The sequence below is a fragment of the Enterococcus viikkiensis genome, assembly GCF_005405345.1.
Classification (GTDB): Bacteria; Bacillota; Bacilli; order Lactobacillales; family Enterococcaceae; genus Enterococcus_A; species Enterococcus_A viikkiensis.
The window spans coordinates 1-15396 of the sequence record NZ_BJDW01000015.1; the positions used below are offsets into that span (position 1 = coordinate 1).

Here is a 15396-nt window from a genome sequence, read left to right on the forward strand (position 1 = left end):
GTAACTTTAATTTTACAGAATGGACTTTCTCTTTTTCTACCCTAAATTTCTATTTACACAAAATATTTTACGCTATCCATCCTCACTCGCGGTATAACTATTCTCGGTTACAACAAAAGGAATTGGTTCATTGTTTTTTTCATACCCGTTCGGTGCTTTCATCTCCCGCAATGAATAGGAACCCCACGGTAATCCAGTTACCTCGAAATTTCCATTTCTATCTGCAATTAGCTTCAAAATATCTTTCGCATTTTCTGAACGGGTCCAACCATATCCAGTAGCATTTTGGGTTAAATACTCCTTGTTCTGATTCAAAACCGCAAACTCAGCATTTGCTAATCCTTTTGACGAATCCATCAAATCAACTTTCCGAAACTTCTTCCCACCTGTTTTTAAATCAACTTTTTTGGTGATCTTTTCATGATCAGTAATTAAATTCGCTGTATTTAGAATGGCAGTATCGACCTTTTCATGGCTCATCAACGTCATCTCATAGGATATCGTCAACGTCTTTTTCTGATACTTGCCAAAGTCATTAATCTGATTCGCTGAAAGTTCAAAACCATGATCACCTAAATTTTTAGCAAACAAGTTGGACACATCCGTTCCGTCGATAGAAATGTTTAAACTCTCTTTATTTAACGACAGAACATCATCCGCTGAATCGGCTACTTTAAAAAATTTGTAATCCAATATATCTGCTGGAATTACGGTTGATAACTTGAATGGAATCACAGAACCATATTCATAACTAGCATGCTTATCAGGAATTATTTTGGAAAACGGTGGTTCCTGATGTGCTTCTTCTTCATTTTTAGGATACAAATGGATCGTACTTAATTTCTGATCCCCATCATACATTGGTAGTACCACTACCAAATTTCGACTATGCTCTTTTATATTTTCTGGTGCAGCAGTTTCTTTGAACAGATACACCGCATCTTGATTTCCAGATTTTGTGTTCAAAGAGAATTCCGCAATTCCTGCTTGACCAGCAATTGTACCAGTTTCTTTTTGTGCAATCGACTGACCATTAGTGCCCTGCTCAGCTAATTTCGCTTGTGCCTCTTCTACTGACTGACCATTTTTTCTCAATTGATAAAACTCTTTAGTTAAATCATATGCCTCAAACGTTACACCATCGAGCCCACGATAATCCTTTAATAATTCCGCATGAGCATCATCAAGTCGTCCAGTATTTTTCGTTTCATCCGGCATTTGCCCTTCCGGAAAAACAATCTTGTGTAAAATGATTTGCACGTGATTATTCTCTTCCGCATGAGCAGATGAAGCACTCATTCCTACTATTGGTAGTAGGAAGAACAATGCAAGAAAAATTCGCAAAATATTCTTCATTTACGCCACCTCCTTACGAGTGCGACGATAAATGACATAGCTGCCGACAATAACCAACGCAACTGTACCTAACAGGTAAAACGACTCCGTACCCGATCCGCCTGTTGCAGGAAGAGGGACCTTAGCTTTATTTGGTACATTAAAAGAAAGAGTTAACGTATTGTTAGCATCGATAGGTTTGATTGTATTAGGATTTTTTCCATCAATATTTATTGTAAAAGTATGATCGCTATTAGGTGTGATCACAATGGGTTGATTCAATTTGTTGTATCCTTCAGGTGCCTCTATCTCAGTAACGGTATATTTTTTGTTAAAGTCTAAGTTATCGAATTTCACACTACCATCCTTAGAAGTCAGTTTTGCTAGTACACCTTCATCAGAGGAAAGTTCAAACACTGCACCGTCTAATTTTTTATCCGCATTATTAGCATCAGTCTTCTCTAAATTAATGGCAAAATCTTTTTTCTTATTTACAATTTTGTAATCTCCGTTTGCCTCAAAAGTTACTCCATCAGCATTAAGAACTAATTCTGTGGGATTCGCATCATTACTTGCTTTTATAGTGGCAACAGGGACTGTTATTCCGTTACTCGTACTATCCGAAATCGAAATATCCCATGTTTTATCTGATTGAATATACCCGTACGGTGCTGATAACTCTTTCAAGGTGTAATGCTGTCCAGAATGCAAATTAGCATTTTTGAAACTCATTAATCCATCATCTGTAGTAACTGAAAGTGGTTTGACTAAGTCCCCACCAGACAATTCAAAAGTAGCCCTATTCACTTTTCGACCGGATTCATCTGTCTTTAATAATTGTAGATTAAATGACCGAACTACACGATTCATTACTGGATTTGTCGCTTTAATACTTGAATCCATCACTACGACTGCTTGATTTTCAAATTTATAAATTCCTTGTTCTTGTAAATTGTTTCTTGACGTAAAAGGATCTTTTACTGTTGTATCTCTTTTAAGAAATTGCCTGTTTTCTACTACGGTACCGACCCTATCTAAAGCCTTCTTTTCTACGACAAATGGTATTTCAAAAACTAAATCTTGACCATTCAATTCAAGTTTTGCTAGCTCATCTGCGTTTAAAGGAATATCAATCTGAGTGGTTGCCGCACTTAATACTCGCGTACCAATATTTTTTCCTGCAAAATAAATATTTATCGGTTGACCACTAGCAAGTTGAGTTCCCGGTGGCAAATCATCTTGCAACTCAATCGAACTAGGCAATCGATTTACGATCGTATCAACTCCCAATTGAGCAATTTTTTGTGAAATATGGTAATAATAAATTTTTTGTTTATCTTTAGCGCTAATATCTAAAGCAGCGGCCAAATTTTTGACCTCTTTTGTTTGTCTATAATCAGAAAAAACATGATTATAATTAACAAAATTTGAAAGATCAGTGAGCTTAGTGTCTGAAGATTCTGCATATGCATCTCTGCTATTATTTAATCGCCCGTCATACCCCGCCTGATCACTTACCGTTTTTATCGGTTTCGGTTGTACTTTAGTAATTACTGCACCATTAAAGGAGATATACGCCCTATTAGCTAAGGAGCCAAAGGTAAAATCTGTCGCATTGCCTGTTGGGGTACCGTTTATTGAAAACATAACTGCGCTTTTTTCGTAGCCAGTTTCTCCTAACTTGTCATTAAACGCACGCTTTCCGAAATAAGCTGGTTGATTCCCATACGGATAAGGACTTGTAATTTTCTCATTAGATCCTTTTTCTGGAATTCCGAGATCCAATGCCGTGTCTGCCGTGGTTAATCCTTTTTGATTTTTTTTGTCATCATTTTTAAAAACGAACTCAGAGCCGAAACCGCTGTTACCTCCAATTTCACTTTTCGCATCAGTCGCATTGTTTAACGAAGCAAAGGTAAGATAAGAATCATTTATGTTTTCAATTTGTTGTTTTGTTTCCGGATCTATAAAAGTAAACGTCGCAGTTAAACCATTAATATGATCATAGACCATTCCTGAATATAGACTGGAAGCAAAATCTAATAGTGGTGTATCCCAGTTTGTAAATGATTTTTTCGAACTAGGTTTAATATTTTTAATCGTTAAAATTGCTCCTACTGCTTTTCCTTGGTATGTCCCTACAAAATGATAATTAAGAGTGACTGTTGCCTTTTTTGCCGCTTCCACATTGTTAAAAAGGATAGCTCTAGCAGACATGACTTTCTGACCATATAATACGTACACGTTATTTTTTAAATCTGTTTTATTATTCAATCCATCACTTGGACTTTTAGGCCCTTTTTCATATAGCGTATAATCATTTGTTCCGGTTACCGCGATAGTAAAGTCACTTAGCGAATTTATCGCATTAGAATCAATTAGCAATTCATTCTCTGATGGTAATAATTCGGAATTTTTGGGCACTACACTGGCGCTTCTAGTAATTTCTTGCGCTGCCCCAGTTTCGCTTTGCCGCTTTTCAGCTTCCTTTTTAGCAGATTCAAAAGTGGCCTCATCCGCATCTCCAAGATCTACTTTATCGCTGGATGAGTGAGTAGGACTCGTTGACTCACCAGATTCCGCTGTAGTTGAAACTGTACTTTCAGGTGCTGTCGTAGTTGTCAAAAGGGTCGAGGATGATTCCGATCCGTCACTTGAAGTTTCACTTGAGCGATCAATTGTTAAATTAATCGGAGCCTGATTTGCCAAAAGATTGATCGGCTCATTAGATTCATTTTTTTCAAGAATTTTAGGCGTTAACGTAACTTGACCCACTTTAGCCGTTTCAAATGTCAGGACATTTTTCCGATTTTCTTTTGATGCAGATTTTTCTGTAACCTCTTTAATTTTAGAGTCAAAAACATAAGGTTGAGCATTATTTTGCACGTTCAAATTTTCAATTTCTAACGATTGTTCTCCTTGTTTTAACTCTAATTGGAATTGATTCTCTTTTTCTGTAGCTTTCTGCTCTAATTCAACTGTCCATTTAATTGAAGTTTGGTCAACTTGATAGGATATGTTTCCTTTTCCATGATTCGTATCAAACAGTTTTACTTCCTTTCCTGGATTCCTCGTATCTTCAGCCCATACCATTTTCCCTGAAACAAGTGCACTAATGAATGGCAGTAGTACAACAACTAGCATAAACCCTGCCCACTTTGAATGTATCTCTTTCCTCTTAAACAAACGAATCCCCCCTAAAACAATTGTCACTTTTAATTAATGAGAAATACAATTGATCACTTATTCACTATTTCCTATTAAAAAAACCAAAAGCTCCCGCAAAAAAACACTCGTTTTCTTTCCTGAGAATATAATAACTATGTTATAAAAGCAAATTATCTGTAACAACCAATAACTATATATGTAATATTTTTATAATTCATATGTTACGAAACCTACATCTTCCTTTATATTATAGTTATTTTTATTTTTTTTGAAAAAAACACACTATTTCGTTAACCAAATTCCCACAAACCATAGCACTATAAAAAAACAGATATCCATACCTGAAATAAAATTACTAAGAAGTTAATGAACACTGATATAGAAGTAGAATATGAAGAAGCCCATCGCAAGTAATCTCCGGCGCTGCTAACCAAGTCAGCGACTTATTTCAAAATCGCCAAGGAAATCGTCAAAAACAAACAATCATCCGTAAAAATCTACAAACAAGACGGACAACTTCAACAAACGTTTGGTTATTCAAAATTAAAAGATGAAGGGCGCAATAGTCTATCCATAGTCTCTGGCAAGTTGCAGTATTTACTTGTGTACTTAATTGTAGCTTTCTTAATCATTTTGAGACTCGCAATAGTCACTCTCTTTTTTGGGTTCAGTTTTCGTCTCAGTTATTTTCATATCCTTCCTTGTAAATATTTTTGCCAATTATAGGTAAATTCTTGCTTTTTACCATTAATATTCTTCAGGTAGTAGCATCGCCTGATACGTCTGATTAGTGATAACCAAAAGCATTTTTAGGTTGAATTTTTTTAATGTAGCTTCCATCTTAAACTGATGGTAATGATTGAAGAACGGTTCTTCTTGACGTTGACTATCTGGATTAAATTCAAAGATTTATAAATAATCTAATGATACGTATTAGAAAAAGGCCAACACGGTTAAACCGTGTTGGCCTTTTTCCCTTTTTAGCAGATTACAAATAATCTTATCAAAGTAATCATTATTATCCATAGAATAATCCTTAGCTTACTTATACCCAGAGTAGAAGAATAGCTATAATCATCTATTAAAAATTTCGGATCAACACCACTCATTCCCTATCAGTATCCTACGATCAGTCTCTATAAGTCCCTCTGTATCAACAGTCATTTTAGCAAAAGATTTCGATACATAGCTATTTATCTTTCATTTGATATCGTTGTACTGACTCCGTAACTAGTCTAACGGCTTTCTCAATCATCCTATTAATAGTTTCTTCTTTGATAATTTATGATATGATGCCCTAATCATTGTGCGCACTTTTCATTTTCAACAATTGCTTCCATAAAATTCACTTTAATCTTTACGATAACAACTTAATTATTGAACTATTTTTCTTTCGAATATAGCTAATTCGGATAATAATAGTTCAATATCTGGGAATATTGATCGGCGAACGTTTTTATGAATAATAGCATAAGTCGTTTTAGTTGGAGGGTTATTTTCGATACTATATACATTAATAGTATGGAATTTTCGAATTGTTTCAACATTTTCTTTAGGAACAATGGTCCAAGAACCGGATGGGATTTCCATACTACATATAGCTCCAATTGTATCTATACTTAAATAAGGTTCGGTATTGGCTGGTAACCAATACTGGCGCCAATTTAAATATTCTCTTCCCCAGCTCTGAAAAATTTCATTTTGAGGTTCTAAATTTTGAATAGATTTGCTACTCACATTATGAGGTGAATTTGAGAATTCAACTAGAACATATGGCTACGTAAATAATTTTTTACATAAAACATCAGGATAATTTATTTCATCAGAAACAAACCCTATATCTACCTGTCGACTTTGTATATAGCAATAAATTTCAGAAGTTTGTGCCGTCCGAAGCGACAATAACATTTCTGGATTTGTATATTTTAAAGAAATCATCAATTTTGGAAGAATAGAAGTAGCCAGACTGTCAATAGATACAATCGATAATTTTGTTTTATTTCTTTTTTTCAGCGATTCCATATCAGCGTATATTTTGAGCCATTCTTGAGCCAGATCTAAGAACTGTTCTCCTTTTACTGTTAGTTCTAGTTGTCTTTTACCTCGCATTCGGATAAATAATTTATACCCCAATTCATTTTCAAGTATTTTAATTCGTTTAGAAATGGTTGGTTGTGTAACAAACAGAAGATTAGCAGTTTTGGTCATGTTTAAGGTTGTAGCAGCTAGTACGAAGGTATCAAGTAGTTCATAATCCATTTCCTATTCTCCTTATATGTTGTAGTTATTATTTTAGTTTCTGTGAAATCATTTATTGTTATTAATACACGTAACTTTCACAATAAAAAGAGTAATGATTCTTGAGTAATATGTAACAATATAGCTAGTCCATTTTATTATACCTAAAAAGTAATTTTTAATGCATTATGTAAAAATTGATAAAAATAATGAAGCTATTACGGTTGGATAGTCAATTAAAAAATTCGATTTATATTTTGAACGTTTACCAAAATATAAATCGAATTTTGCTGGTTACCTATTAAAATTAAATGGTTGTTAATTCGGCTATTATTTTTAAAAATTGTTCCATTTCAGCAACAGTATTCACATGTAATGGTGAAATCCGAACAACTCCTTCACTTTCAGTATCGAAAGCCTCAATCATTCTCTTCGAATACATGCTTGCAGCTGAACGTTCGTAGGCAACGACTCCTCGTGCATCCAACTCTTTTGCTACGGATGCACAATCCAAATTATCCAATTCAATACTTAAAATTAAATCTTTTTCTTCCAAATTCGGACTATCCATTTGTACTTTTACACCAGCCAAATGTCGTAGACCCGTAGCGCTTTTGGTACCTTCTAGCAAAGTATGCAATAAAAATCGTTCATAATTTGCAATTCTTTCCATCCCTTGTTCAAATTGCTTTCTTCTAGTCTCAGATTTTGCTTGGTCAAGGGAACACACGTAATCAATAATTGTAGAAATTGCAGCAAAGTTGGCGGGGGCAGGGCTCCCAATATCCCATTCATCTTTTGACTTTCCTAATAATCTATGATGTTCAAAGGAGGCAATACGATCAGAGATGTAGGCGACACCAAATCCTCGTATACCAAAGAATTTGTATGGCGCAATATTCATGGCATCAATTCCGTACTTTTCAGGATCTAAACTTGCGTGTGGAGCATGCTGCACTGCATCACAGATGATAAAAATATCTGGGTTAATCTTTCGTGCTTCAGTAAAAATAGTGTCAATATCATAAATATAGCCAGAAATATTAGAAGCAGCCATACAACATAAAATAGCTGTATTTTCATCAATAAGCGATAGGATAGCTTCGTTGTTCACGCCACCTTTTGTTACATCCGCAGTTGCAACACGCAGCTCTCGATCGTACTTATTAGAATAATAGGTCATAGCATCAAATGCTGAAGGATGTTCTAATATAGTAGTTACATTATTTGTACCTGAAGAATTTTCGCTAATAACACGTACGAGTTCCATCATAATTTGAGAAGCCGTGTAACTAGGGTATATCACTCCCTTTTGGGCATTGAAAAGAACCTCTTTGATATCTTTTCTTCCTTTGTCCTCAATTTCTAATAATTCCAAAGCAACCCTATTGGTATGTTCAGATGCATCTGGCATCTCATCAATCTTCTTAAAAGATTCTTCAGCAGCCTTCAATCGTAGCGATCCACCAGCATTGTCTAAAAAAATCCGTTTTTTACCTTTATAGTCTTCTTCAACATACTTAAACTTAGAGCGAATACTTTGTAACTCCGCTTCTGTAAAATACTTATTTTCCATTTTCTATTCCCCCTACTGATGTATCAGATTTTGCATGTTTAGTTTTGTAAAAATAAATAGGTAATCCAATGAGGACAAGTGCAATACTCAATAAAGCAATTCCAGGTTGATAAATAGTCGTGGAGATGATTACAAATACTCCACCTAATACCCCTATAATAGGGATGAATGGATACATTGGTACTTTATAAAATCGCTCTGCATCAGGCCAACGCTTTCTTAATATAAATATTCCGACAAAGGCCATTGTATAAAATACCCAAATAACATAAGAACCAATATCCGTTAAGACGTTGAAATTTGGTAAAAATATTGTGGCAGTTACAGTGATTACCGTAATAAAAATCCCACTGTTTACCGGCATTTGATGCTTTTTACTTACTTTTGCAAACCAATTGCTATAAGGTAACCAATCACGTAATGCCAATGCATACGGAACACGCCATGATGCACGAGTAAATCCTGTGTGCGATCCTAAAATTGAAATTAAAATTCCGACAGCTACAACTTTCCGCCCTAATTCACCCATAAGTTTTAGCGCAACATCAGAACCTACAGTGGCACTGCTTGCAAGTTCAGCCGGACTCATTACTCGCAAGTAAGCAACATTGATGATTAAATAGGCCGCGCTAACGGTTAGCAGTCCAAAAGTAAGTGCTCTAGGAATATTTTTTTGTGGATCTTTAATTTCTCCAGCGATATTTGTAATATTAATCCAGCCATCTGTAGCATATAAAGATGCTAGAATACTCAGTGATAATCCTTGCAGTAATGGATGGGAACTGACAGTAATAGGAAGAATCTGAACTGGCTCGGGATTACTATTAAAAAACAAACCAAACAATATAATTAATACGATAGGAACAAATTTTAAAAATGTCGCTATACTGATAGAAAAATCGATTACTTTGTTGCCAGACAGGTTAATGAAGAAAAGATACAGAGTTAATCCAACTGCAATTGGAATAGCATACTTTTGATCTAAACCAAATAGAGCAACAGCTTGAATGCCAAAAACTACAGCACTTGCAGCCTTTCTAATAGGATAAAACACAATTGTTTGAGCCCAACCAACCATGAATCCTAAAGGCTTAGAATAAATTTTTTCTATATAAGTCATTAACCCACCTGTTTCAGGAATTAAAACACCTATTTCAGCAATAATTAATCCCCCACATAGCCCTAGAAAACATCCAATAACCCATGAAATTAATCCAAGTGAAGCAGTTCCAGTTGCAGCAAAAATAGCCTGGGGTTTAAAAAATATCCCTGTACCAATGACTGTACCAATGACCATGACATATGCACTAAATCCAGAGACGTTCCGCTCCAGATTATCGTTAATCTTTATTGATTTTTGCGTATCCATGAGCTCCTCCTTAAAAAATTAATATAGAATGATTGCAATCGTTTTCTATAAAACAATAATAATACAGTTGTATTATATTGGAACTTCTTTTTTTTCATTAAAGATATTCCATATAGTTATAATTTTAAGATTTGTAAGTACACTAACTGTACATCTGGTCGTTTCTACTTGGTATTAATCATTTGCCAGTATCACAACTAAATTTCCTTAGGGACAATTTCATTCACTCCCTTAGTGATGTAGCGATTTTCGTGTGCATCAACATGCTTGCTCCTACTTTTAGACACAAAATAGCCCAATCATCAGTTGGATGATTGAGCTGTAAAGTAATAATATATGTCTACGAATCTAGTTGTTTCCCATTATTAACGTATACAATATATCCTGATATCTACTTAATATATAAGCTGGTAGCCCTTTTGGAGGGGCTTGCAATGCCACACTAGCTTTATTTTTTAGCACTCCTACATGGGAGTCACTATATAATCTAAAATAGTCATCTTCAGTAATCTTTTTGCCCGCTTCATCTCTCAGTTCAAAATAATTTTCAGAAGCATTATATACAGCATCCATATCCTCTTGCTCATTATAACTGTCAATTATGGATTTGAGTCAATATCTTGGACATATTTTAGTAGAGACTGCTAAATAATTTTCTCTGTTTCTAAATCTTCTAACTCCTGTGGATCGATTTAGCAAATATAGATCTTCCATTTGTAAATCATTGCTTCGGATAAGCCCTATTCTTTCACCCATCCTCGAACAAAACGTCCAATTTGTTTCAGCTCAACAATTATCTGTTTGAAATTTTCTTGTTATCAATTCATTCTAACCGATAGATTAGGTTGTAGTAATAAAAGTCCATTCCATATAAAATGAATGGCTTGCACATCGAGAAAAACGTATAGTATCAAAGAAAACGGATGCTGTTAAGCGCCCGTTTTCCTATTCCTCGTATTGGCAGGCAAGGTTTTATTTCTTGCGAACCGGCATCCATACCTCGCCATATGCATAATCTTTCTTATGATCATCCATTTTAGTGAAAGAGAAAGAAGGGACATCAATCACCTCATAATCCGAAATGGGTAGCCACTCGGTATAAATTCGAGCCGTCGTATTTTGCAAAGTATCTGGAAAAGGCCCTTCATTGGGAAATACCGCCCAAGTGCAGGACTCCACTTTCACCTTTTCCAAAAGTTCGCTTGCAGACCCATTTGTCGTCAACACACCAATTAGGTGCGTCAGGTCGCCTTCCTCTTTAATGAATCCAGCATCAGCATTATAGGATGCATTGACGACCTGATAAGGCTCAATATTTTGCAGTGTGTGCATTTCATTTCTCTGCTCCGGCGTGATGCTCATTGCTAATTCCACAATAGCGCTGTTTACGCCTTCGAACTGCATGGGAACACGCTTGCTAACCCCGGCCAGATAAAACTCCGACTTTTCTACAATTTTACATTCCATACTATTTCCTCCCGTAACTGTAATGATGAACGAAAGCTTTGGGAAAGATTTGCTGATCTTTTTCTTTGCAGCATCCGAGGGCAGAAAGCCGCTCCATGCTTTGAATGCACGGGTAAAACCGTCCAACGACTGATAACCATATTTATAGGCAATCTCCGTAACCTTTTGTCCCCGCAGTAAATCCTTATTCGCTTCTGATAATTTTCGATTTTTGATATATTCGCTGAGCGTCATTCCCGTAAGGTGAAAAAATACCGTTCGGAAATGATAAACGGAAGCCCCTGCGTATTCGGAAATTACTTCAAGTGACAAATCATCGGTAAGGTGTTCTTCGATATATTCAATCACATGATTAAGATCTTTTAGCACATCCATCTCCCCTTTCGTAGCTACATCATATCAATTCTATATGAGCGATTACTCGACTTTTTGATACAAAAAAAATCGAATATAAAATATCCTAATTCTGTTTCTTCACCCTTCGCATAGGAGTAGATACATTCAATACCTTCATCTGCATCCGTTATTCCGCTTCGGCGAGCTTAATTCATCCCTAACTGCTTGCACCTTTGCCTTATTTTTCCGTATGTCCAAACAGACATCCATCACCAAATTAAAGCACTCAGAGATGGGTAGCGCAGATCTTCATCCACCACTAATTGTTGTAAAAACTCCAGCATTTTTTATATACTCGGTAAACAGGCGTTCCAGTTTTGGAGAGATGTACAGCCAATCCCAAATGTTAACCCTAATATTAATTTACCCTTTTTCATTTGTTTAACACTACTTCTCACTCAACTCTCTTTTCATACTAGCAATAATGACTACTGTCCGTTCAAGTATTAATAATCTATTTCACATAATTACATCTAATGTTTTAACATGGGAATAATTAAAACGAAACTTTCAACTTTTTTACAAGTCGTGTTGTCTTCAATTTTATCCCTATCTATTCAACATACTTTACATCATTACCTTCAAGTATGACTTCACAAATTTAACTTCACTGCCCTATCATTATGGCCATAATCTTCTAGAACAGTATTAAATCTTTCGGATCAACACTAACTCCTCCGTATCATTATCCTGCAATTCAGCTCTATAAATTCCTCTGTATCAACATTCATTTTTTCAAAAATATCATCATTTGTGGTAGGGTTCCCCTGCATTGATCCTCATTGCTCGATAAATTTGCTCCACCAGAATCAGCCGCATCAACTGATGTGGATAAGTCATTTTCCCAAAAGATATTTGTGCATTGCTTCGTTTAAGCACGTCATCACTTAATCCTAAAGATCCACCGATAACGAAGACAAACTGGCTATTGCCACTGGTCTGCAACGTATCTAAAGTTTTCGCGAAGTCCTCACTGCTGGGATTTTTTCCATTGATAGCTAAAGCAAAGACGTACTCGCTTTCTTTGATCTTGGCGAGAATTCGTTCGCCTTCTTTAGCTTTGACTTGGATCATTTCAGCCTCGCTGAGTTTTTCTGGGGCTTTTTCATCGGGAACTTCAATTAATGACATTTTGCAATACTTTGATAAGCGCTTTGTATATTCGGCAATGCCTTGGACAAGATATTTTTCTTTTAATTTTCCCACGGATATAATTTTAATGTTCATCAGTTTTCTTCCTTTGATTGTTTTATTTAGTCTGTCTGCATATTTTTTCTTCATCTGTAATCCTAGTTGACTACTTTTCCACTGCAATTTTATTTCAAAAAGTAAATTCGCTACTTTTTTCCACTAAGTTATACACACTAATCACAGGTTTATCCCCAACTTTCGACTTATTTCTTCCTATTTTAGGTGTGTTTTCATATACAAACGTATGTTTTGCACCGAGTTATCCCTATTATCCACAGTTTTGTGGATAACTTTTTTTATTCTATCAACAAACTTTTTCCTTATTTTTCCACGACAACTGTGGAAAAAATTTTTTTCGTCATTTATCCATAATTTCTTACAATTTTTTTTCATAGAAAAGTCAAATCAGTGTAGTAGACTTAACTCACAGTAAAATATTATACTTAATATAACTTAATTTGTAGCAGAGGTGGAGAAAAAGATGGTAAGAAAAGATATTACACCGACTCCTAGAAAATCTGGCGGTTTCTTCAGACGTTTTGGTCTAAGTTTACTTGGCGGCGTGATTGGTGCGGTTTTGACGATTGGCGTTTTTTATGTCGCAAATGGTTCCTTATTATCCCCTGACAATCAAAATGCTAGCGGATCCCCAAGTGCTGGTAACACAAAAGTCAGCAACATGAAAGTGGATGTGAATTCCGATGTGACTGAAGCGGCGGGCAAAGTGCAGGATGCGGTTGTTTCCGTTATCAATTTGCAAAAACAGCAATCACAAGGTGGCTTAGGTGGCTTTTCAGATATTTTCGGTAACGGAAGCGAGCAAGAACAATCGGATGACAGTGGTAAATTAGAGGAATCTTCTGAAGGTTCCGGCGTTATTTACAAACGCGAAGGCAACACCGCGTACATCGTAACGAATAATCACGTGGTAGAAAAGCAAGATGGACTTGAAGTCTTGTTAAAGGACGGCTCAAAAGTGAAAGCCTCTTTAGTCGGTACTGATTCTTATACGGACCTAGCCGTTTTGAAAGTGGAATCAGACAAGGTGGCTGATATTAAACCCGCGACATTTGGTGATTCAAGCAGCCTGAAAGTCGGCGAACCAGCGATTGCTTTGGGTTCTCCATTAGGCTCACAATATGCGAACTCCGTAACGTCTGGGATTATTTCATCGCTCAATCGTCAAGTCATCAATCAAAATGAAGACGGTCAAACGGTCAACATCAATGCAATCCAAACAGATGCTGCAATCAACCCAGGGAATTCTGGTGGTCCGCTTGTCAATATGGCTGGCCAAGTAGTGGGAATTAATTCAAGTAAAATTGTTCAAACCCAATCAAATGTCAGCGTTGAAGGGATTGGTTTTGCGATTCCAAGTAATGATGTCGTGAATGTCATCAATCAATTGGAAAAAGATGGGAAAGTGATTCGTCCAGCATTAGGGATTTCAATGGTCAACTTATCCGATCTTTCAACGGAACAACTTCAAGAAATCGTCAAAATTCCAAGCTCTGTGACCCAAGGTGTCGTCGTAGCCAATGTACAATCCTCAACCCCAGCAGATCAAGCTGGTTTGAAGAAGTACGATGTCATTACTAAAATTGGTGATACGGAGGTTTCTACCGGAGTCGAATTGCAATCTGAATTGTACAAGCACAAAGTTGGTGATACCGTAAAAATTACCTATTACCGAAAAGAGAAAAAAGAGACAGCGTCAGTTAAATTAAGTCTCGATGCAAACTCATTAAAATCCAATAGCCAACAACAACAAAATAATCAATAAACAGGAATTAAGGGCTGCGAGGATTCGCGGCTCTTTTTTTCTGTCTTCAAACAAATAGAGAAAAAGCCCAGAGTAAAATTGCTCTGGACTTAATTGCTCAATTATTTTCCTACTTCGAACTTTTCCCCGGTCTTAGCATTCTCGTCCAATACTAAAATCCCTTTTTTCTCTGGTGCATTTGGTAAATGCAATTCTTTCGCGGAACAGATCATGCCGTAGCTTTCTACGCCTCGCAGGCTGCCTGGCCAAATCATCATACCATCCGGCATCATCGCACCAGGTTTGGCTACAACAACTTTTTGGCCCGCTTCGATATTGGCTGCACCACACACGATTTGTAATGTTTCGCCACCATCAATCTCTGTTTCTGTAATATGCAGATGATCAGAGTCTGGATGATCGATACAGGTTTTTACATAACCAACCACAAATTTGGGTGTCAGATCAGCAACTAAGCGCTCTTCAAAGCCGGTTCGTTTTAATTGCTCATTTAATTGGTCGATTTCTTTTTCTGTCAGTTCCACTTGGCCATTGCCCTTGATTGACAGATAGTCTGAAACATCAAAAAAGTTCCAAGCAACGGTGGTGCCTTCTACGGTTTGTACACGAGCAATGTTGCCTTTTCGCTCGACCCGATTTTCTTTATTTTCATCATTCTTGACGATTACCATTAAGGTATCGCCGACATTCTTTTTATTATACGCAAAAATCACGCTGCTACCTCCAGTCATAGTCCTCTCGTATCTTAACAAATCTAGCGGACCTTGTGCATGAGATTTTTTTCATTTCTGGTTTAATTTTCTGCAAATTCTTCAGCATGTATTTCATTGCAAAATAAAAAGCTGAGACATTAAATGAATCCCCACTTCTTTT

The 15396-nt window shown here is 36.2% G+C and carries 11 protein-coding genes; 1 reads left to right on the forward strand and 10 read right to left on the reverse strand.

Going from position 1 to position 15396, the window contains the following annotated elements:
- Window positions 1-72: 72 nt before the first annotated feature.
- From FFM67_RS08535 to rlmH, 9 genes are all read right to left on the reverse strand, one after another.
- Window positions 73-1356, reverse strand: coding sequence for a SpaH/EbpB family LPXTG-anchored major pilin (locus FFM67_RS08535; RefSeq protein ID WP_137614152.1), 1284 nt, complete (start codon window positions 1354-1356; stop codon window positions 73-75).
- On the reverse strand, window positions 1357-4521 hold the full coding sequence (locus tag FFM67_RS08540; protein ID WP_137614153.1) for an MSCRAMM family protein: 3165 nt from the start codon (window positions 4519-4521) through the stop codon (window positions 1357-1359). It lies immediately after the preceding gene.
- 1356 nt (window positions 4522-5877) lie between these two features.
- On the reverse strand, window positions 5878-6093 hold the full coding sequence (locus FFM67_RS08545) for a hypothetical protein (protein WP_137614154.1): 216 nt from the start codon (window positions 6091-6093) through the stop codon (window positions 5878-5880).
- 186 nt (window positions 6094-6279) lie between these two features.
- The gene (locus FFM67_RS08550) at window positions 6280-6762 is read right to left on the reverse strand and encodes a LysR family transcriptional regulator (RefSeq protein WP_137614155.1); all 483 of its coding nucleotides are present in this window, start codon (window positions 6760-6762) and stop codon (window positions 6280-6282) included.
- A 286-nt stretch (window positions 6763-7048) separates the two neighbouring features.
- Window positions 7049-8317 (reverse strand): aminotransferase class V-fold PLP-dependent enzyme, encoded by a 1269-nt coding sequence (locus FFM67_RS08555; RefSeq protein WP_137614156.1) that lies wholly within the window; start codon window positions 8315-8317, stop codon window positions 7049-7051.
- A complete protein-coding gene (locus FFM67_RS08560; protein ID WP_137614157.1) occupies window positions 8307-9686 on the reverse strand; it encodes an APC family permease in 1380 nt (459 codons plus the stop codon). Before FFM67_RS08560 ends, FFM67_RS08555 begins: the two co-directional genes overlap by 11 nt.
- A 348-nt stretch (window positions 9687-10034) precedes the next feature.
- Entirely contained in the window at window positions 10035-10259 is a 225-nt protein-coding gene (locus tag FFM67_RS08565) for a hypothetical protein (protein ID WP_137614158.1), read from the reverse strand.
- A gap of 399 nt (window positions 10260-10658) precedes the next feature.
- Window positions 10659-11522: an AraC family transcriptional regulator gene (locus FFM67_RS08570; RefSeq protein ID WP_137614159.1), complete on the reverse strand. Its 864-nt coding sequence runs from the start codon at window positions 11520-11522 to the stop codon at window positions 10659-10661.
- A gap of 774 nt (window positions 11523-12296) precedes the next feature.
- Window positions 12297-12776 (reverse strand): 23S rRNA (pseudouridine(1915)-N(3))-methyltransferase RlmH, encoded by a 480-nt coding sequence (rlmH, locus tag FFM67_RS08575; protein WP_137614160.1) that lies wholly within the window; start codon window positions 12774-12776, stop codon window positions 12297-12299.
- Between the two features lie 445 nt (window positions 12777-13221).
- Here rlmH and FFM67_RS08580 point away from each other — a divergent pair, with 445 nt between their 5' ends.
- Window positions 13222-14523 carry a S1C family serine protease gene (locus FFM67_RS08580; protein ID WP_137614161.1) on the forward strand — a complete coding sequence of 434 codons (1302 nt, stop codon included), beginning with the start codon at window positions 13222-13224 and terminating at the stop codon, window positions 14521-14523.
- Between the two features lie 101 nt (window positions 14524-14624).
- Here FFM67_RS08580 and ytpR read toward each other — a convergent pair whose 3' ends face one another.
- A complete protein-coding gene (ytpR, locus tag FFM67_RS08585; RefSeq protein WP_137614162.1) occupies window positions 14625-15236 on the reverse strand; it encodes a YtpR family tRNA-binding protein in 612 nt (203 codons plus the stop codon).
- Window positions 15237-15396: the final 160 nt, after the last annotated feature.

Coding starts and splice junctions, on each gene's coding strand:
- FFM67_RS08555 (WP_137614156.1), bottom strand. CDS start 8,317: ATGGAAAATAAGTATTTTACAGAAGCGGAGTTACAAAGTATTCGCTCT.
- rlmH (WP_137614160.1), bottom strand. CDS start 12,776: ATGAACATTAAAATTATATCCGTGGGAAAATTAAAAGAAAAATATCTT.
- FFM67_RS08580 (WP_137614161.1), top strand. CDS start 13,222: ATGGTAAGAAAAGATATTACACCGACTCCTAGAAAATCTGGCGGTTTC.
- FFM67_RS08565 (WP_137614158.1), bottom strand. CDS start 10,259: ATGGATGCTGTATATAATGCTTCTGAAAATTATTTTGAACTGAGAGAT.
- FFM67_RS08535 (WP_137614152.1), bottom strand. CDS start 1,356: ATGAAGAATATTTTGCGAATTTTTCTTGCATTGTTCTTCCTACTACCA.
- FFM67_RS08550 (WP_137614155.1), bottom strand. CDS start 6,762: ATGGATTATGAACTACTTGATACCTTCGTACTAGCTGCTACAACCTTA.
- FFM67_RS08560 (WP_137614157.1), bottom strand. CDS start 9,686: ATGGATACGCAAAAATCAATAAAGATTAACGATAATCTGGAGCGGAAC.
- FFM67_RS08545 (WP_137614154.1), bottom strand. CDS start 6,093: ATGGAAATCCCATCCGGTTCTTGGACCATTGTTCCTAAAGAAAATGTT.